Origin of the sequence: Vibrio sp. CCUG 15886, assembly GCF_028570825.1 — a bacterium.
GTDB lineage: Bacteria > Pseudomonadota > Gammaproteobacteria > Enterobacterales > Vibrionaceae > Vibrio > Vibrio vulnificus_B.
On sequence record NZ_JAQQBT010000035.1, the window covers coordinates 1 to 4,199 of the forward strand.

At 45.3% G+C, this 4,199-nt stretch carries 3 protein-coding genes; all 3 read right to left on the minus strand.

Annotated elements, in window-relative coordinates:
• Positions 1 to 89 precede the first annotated feature (89 nt).
• Positions 90 to 1,214: a non-hydrolyzing UDP-N-acetylglucosamine 2-epimerase gene (gene wecB, locus PQQ36_RS22255; protein ID WP_243328888.1), complete on the minus strand. Its 1,125-nt coding sequence runs from the start codon at positions 1,212 to 1,214 to the stop codon at positions 90 to 92.
• 92 nt (positions 1,215 to 1,306) lie between these two features.
• On the minus strand, positions 1,307 to 3,490 hold the full coding sequence (locus PQQ36_RS22260; protein ID WP_273662720.1) for a polysaccharide biosynthesis tyrosine autokinase: 2,184 nt from the start codon (positions 3,488 to 3,490) through the stop codon (positions 1,307 to 1,309).
• Positions 3,491 to 3,660: 170 nt separating this feature from the next.
• On the minus strand, positions 3,661 to 4,101 hold the full coding sequence (locus tag PQQ36_RS22265; RefSeq protein ID WP_011078853.1) for a low molecular weight protein-tyrosine-phosphatase: 441 nt from the start codon (positions 4,099 to 4,101) through the stop codon (positions 3,661 to 3,663).
• Between the last annotated feature and the right edge of the window lie 98 nt (positions 4,102 to 4,199).

Here is a 4,199-nt window from a genome sequence, read left to right on the forward strand (position 1 = left end):
CTAGGTTCTAGGTTCTAGGTTCTAGGTTCTAGGTTCTAGGTTCTAGGTTCTAGGTTCTAGGTTCTAGGTTCTAGGAGATAGTTTAATAGTTACTTGCACAGAGAATCGAGAATTCTTTGGCACGCTTTACCATCACCGTATGGGTTGTGAGCAAAGCTCATCGCTTGATAGGCTTCGCTATCCGTAATCAAGGTGTTTAGATTTGATACAATTTTTTCCACATCTGTTCCCACCAATTTAACCGTCCCTGCAGCGACTGCTTCTGGACGTTCAGTGGTGTCGCGCATCACTAACACGGGCTTGCCAAGGGATGGCGCTTCTTCTTGAATACCACCGGAGTCGGTGAGAATAATGTGCGCTCGGTCCATTAAGTAGATAAAGGGCAAGTACTGTTGCGGCTCAATCAGCAGCACATTTTCCACGCTACCTAGAATACGATTAACCGGTTCACGCACGTTAGGGTTTAAATGCATAGGGTAGAGAATTTGCACCTCAGGGTGCTGTTTTGCGGTTTGTGCTAGTGCTTCACAAATACGCTCAAAACCACCGCCAAAGCTTTCGCGTCGATGACCAGTGACCAAGATGAGCTTTTTGTTTTCATCTAAGTAAGGGAACTGTGCGGCTAAGGTTGCTTTTAGATCAGCATCTTGCTCAATTTTCTCTTTCACCATTAGCAGCGCATCAATTACCGTATTGCCAGTGACGAAAATATTCTCTTCTGAGTAATTCTCTTGCAGCAAATTTTGCTGCGAGGTTTCTGTTGGAGCAAAATGGTATTTGGTTAACGCACCGGTGAGCTTGCGGTTAGCTTCCTCTGGCCATGGTGAATAGATATTGCCTGTGCGCAGGCCTGCTTCAACATGCCCAACAGCAATTTGCTCATAATAGGCTGCTAAGCTGGCGGCAAACGTTGTAGCAGTGTCGCCGTGAACTAGGACTACATCAGGTTTGAACTCTTGTAAAACAGGTTTTAACTCTAACAAAATTCGCGCCGTCACTTCATTGAGCGTTTGACCTGCTTTCATCAGGTTTAGATCATAGTCCGGAGTAATTTCAAACAACTCTAAAACTTGATCGAGCATTTCACGGTGTTGAGCCGTTACACAACATTTTGCTTCGAAACGTTCATCCGCAGCTAAAGCATGCACTAATGGCGCCATTTTTATTGCTTCTGGGCGTGTTCCAAAAACCGTAAGAACTTTCTTCTTTGACATACAACTAACCAACAATAATTTAGATACAAAATTCTAGAGATACAGAGGAGATAGCAATCAGATTAATCGGATTACTCTCCTCCCCTGTTCATTTAGGCTTTATTACTCTCACCATAGCTATAGTTGTAATAACCGTAGCCATAAGATGAGGAGGCTTTTTTCTCGATCGCGTTTAGAATCACGCCTTTTACTTCAATGCCTGCTTGCTCAAAACGACCACGCGCTACATCAATCTCTTTCACTGTGTTTTGGCCAAAACGAGCGACCATTAATGTGGTGCCCGCTATTGCACCCACGATGCTTGGGTCTGTTACCGCGAGCACTGGCGGCGTATCGATGATGACTAAGTCGTAGTTTTCACTCGCCCAATCGACCAATTCTTTAAAACGAGGGTGCATTAGCAGCTCTGAAGGGTTTGGTGGTACTTGACCGCGGGTAATGATGTCCAAGTTTTCGACTTTGGCAGATTGCACTGCTACGTCTCTTGTTACTTTTCCGCTGAGCAGATCCGATAGGCCGTTTTCCCAGTTCAAACCAAAACACTGTTGCAAATAGCCTTTGCGCATATCTGCATCGATAAGCAATACTTTTTGCCCTGTTTTTGCTGCTACCGCTGCGAAGTTGGTGGAAACAAACGATTTACCAATGCCAGGCGCTGGACCCGAGATCATCAATACGTTGTTTTTTGCTTCCATCATCGCAAAGTGTAAGCTGGTACGCAGGCCACGCAGTGCTTCAATAGATAGGTCGGCTGGGTTACTTTCCGCCAGTAGCGTTAAATCTGTATTGCGCTTCTTGCGAGCAAGCTTATTGGCAAGCTCTAACTGCAGGTTGGATTTAGGAACACTTGCATAAACCGATAGGCCAATCTGTTCAATCTCATCTGGGTTTTCAACCCCGCGATGAAACGCCGCTTTAACCAATACCAAGGCTACACTGAGCATGCCACCTAACAGAGTCGCAAGCACTACAATCAGTGGCTTTTTAGGTTTGACAGGTTTTGCGTAACTTTGCGCTTCATCGAGAATACGCACGTTACCTACGGTACCTGCTTTAATAATACTGAGCTCTTGTACTTTGTTGAGTAACTGAATGTAGATCTGTTGGTTAACTTCCACATCGCGTGTCATGCGCAGTACTTCACGTTGCGTCTTTGGCAGTTTTTGCACCTGCTGGTTTAAACGCTCACGCTCTTTAAGTAGTGTTTCTCGCTTATCGAGTAGAGAACGGTATGCCGGGTGGTCTTTGGTAAAACGTTGGCTGATTTCGCTTTCTTTGAAGGTCAGCTCGTTTAGCTGTGCTTCCAGTTTAACCATCACATCCAGAGTCGATTTGGCTTCTAAGCCTAAGTCGATCGACTCGTTGTCTTGACGGAATCGATTCAGTGTATCTTCTGCCGTTGTAAGGCTGTTTTTGATGTCTGGTAAATGGCCTTTTAAGAAAGTTAAGCTTTTTTCCGCTTCTGCTGAATTGCGTTCTACGTTTTGTAAGAAGTAAGTTTGGCTAATATGGTTGAGAATTTCACTGATTTGCTTACGGTTTTCACCTTCAAAACTCAGCATTAAAATGCCCGTTTGCTTACCACGCTCACTGATCGCTAAGTTCTTTTTCAGCCACTCAATCGCCTCTAAGCGGCTCTGTTGCGATAGAGAAAACTCTTGTTCGTTGTGAGAACGTAACTCAGTGACAAACAGCTCGTAGCCATCTTTTTTTGCTAGCTCTCCCGCGACACCTTGCAGCACCACTTGCTCATCACCACGTACCAATTGATACGTTTTCTTGTCTGCATCCATCACCACTAAGGTATGCTTCATCTCTTGAGCGTATTCTGGCACTGTATAACGGCTGATTTCGATTTGGTTTACCTTTCCAGCGATGCGAGTCAATCCCTTACCAATCACAGGCAAGTATTTTGGCTCTGCTACTGTGGTCAAATTGAACTTATCTACCGTGTCACCCAAAATCATTCGCGACTTGATGATTTCGATTTCTGTTGTGGCAGAAGATTCTTGAGAGAATAACTCCCCCATATCTCCACCAACTAAAGAGCCTATCCCACCTTTGCTTTTTTCTTCGATTTGCAATAAAGCATCCGCTTTATAGATAGGTGTTGAAAGTAGCGCAACCGCGACTCCACCAACCGCAAATAAGAAGGTTGTTACTAGGATGATCCATTTTGCATCCAAAAGAATGCCAAGCAGCTTGCCTAAATCGATTTCGTCAGACGAGTTATCAACGGAAGATCGGTTTTGTGGTGTTGTCATTGTCTCGTTCATTTCCGGGTTGGTGGATTGATGATTTGTTTGTTGGAAAAACGGTCCTGTGGTCCTGTGGTCCTGTGGTCCTGTGGTCCTGTGGTCCTGTGGTCCTGTGGTCCTGTGGTCCTGTGGTCAAGGCTAAAAGCATTGCAAAGGAATACAAGCGTCTAGGTCAGTTTTTCCTTTTATTACAATTTCTTTGCCCAGGCTTGTGCGGCTTCGTCAATCAACTGATAAGCGTGCACGAAGGCTTCTTTGCTTTGGCGGTACGGATCGGGGATGTCTTTTTGTCCAATCCATTGGCCGAATAGCATGGTTTTTCCGCGCGCTTCAGGGGCGATTTGTGTTAGCGCTTCCATATGGCCTTTTTCCATCACTAGGATCAGATCATATTGGCTACACAGCGCAGAGGTAAGTTGCTGTGATTGATGGTTTTCTACATCAACACCATTCTCTTTTGCCACTTCTATCGCCATTGCATCGGCTGGCTTACCAATCAAACGGCTTTTCTCTGCTGCAATACCGGCAGAAGCAACGGTTTTATTCGGAAGTAGTTTTTGTAGCACACGCTCACCAGTTGGAGAGCGGCAAATGTTACCGACACAAACGACTAAGATTTTGTTAAACATGAGTAATGCCTATTGAATTATTGGTCCTGTGGTCCTGTGGTCCTGTGGTCCTGTGGTCCTGTGGTCCTGTGGTCCTGTGGTCCTGTGGTCCTGTGGTC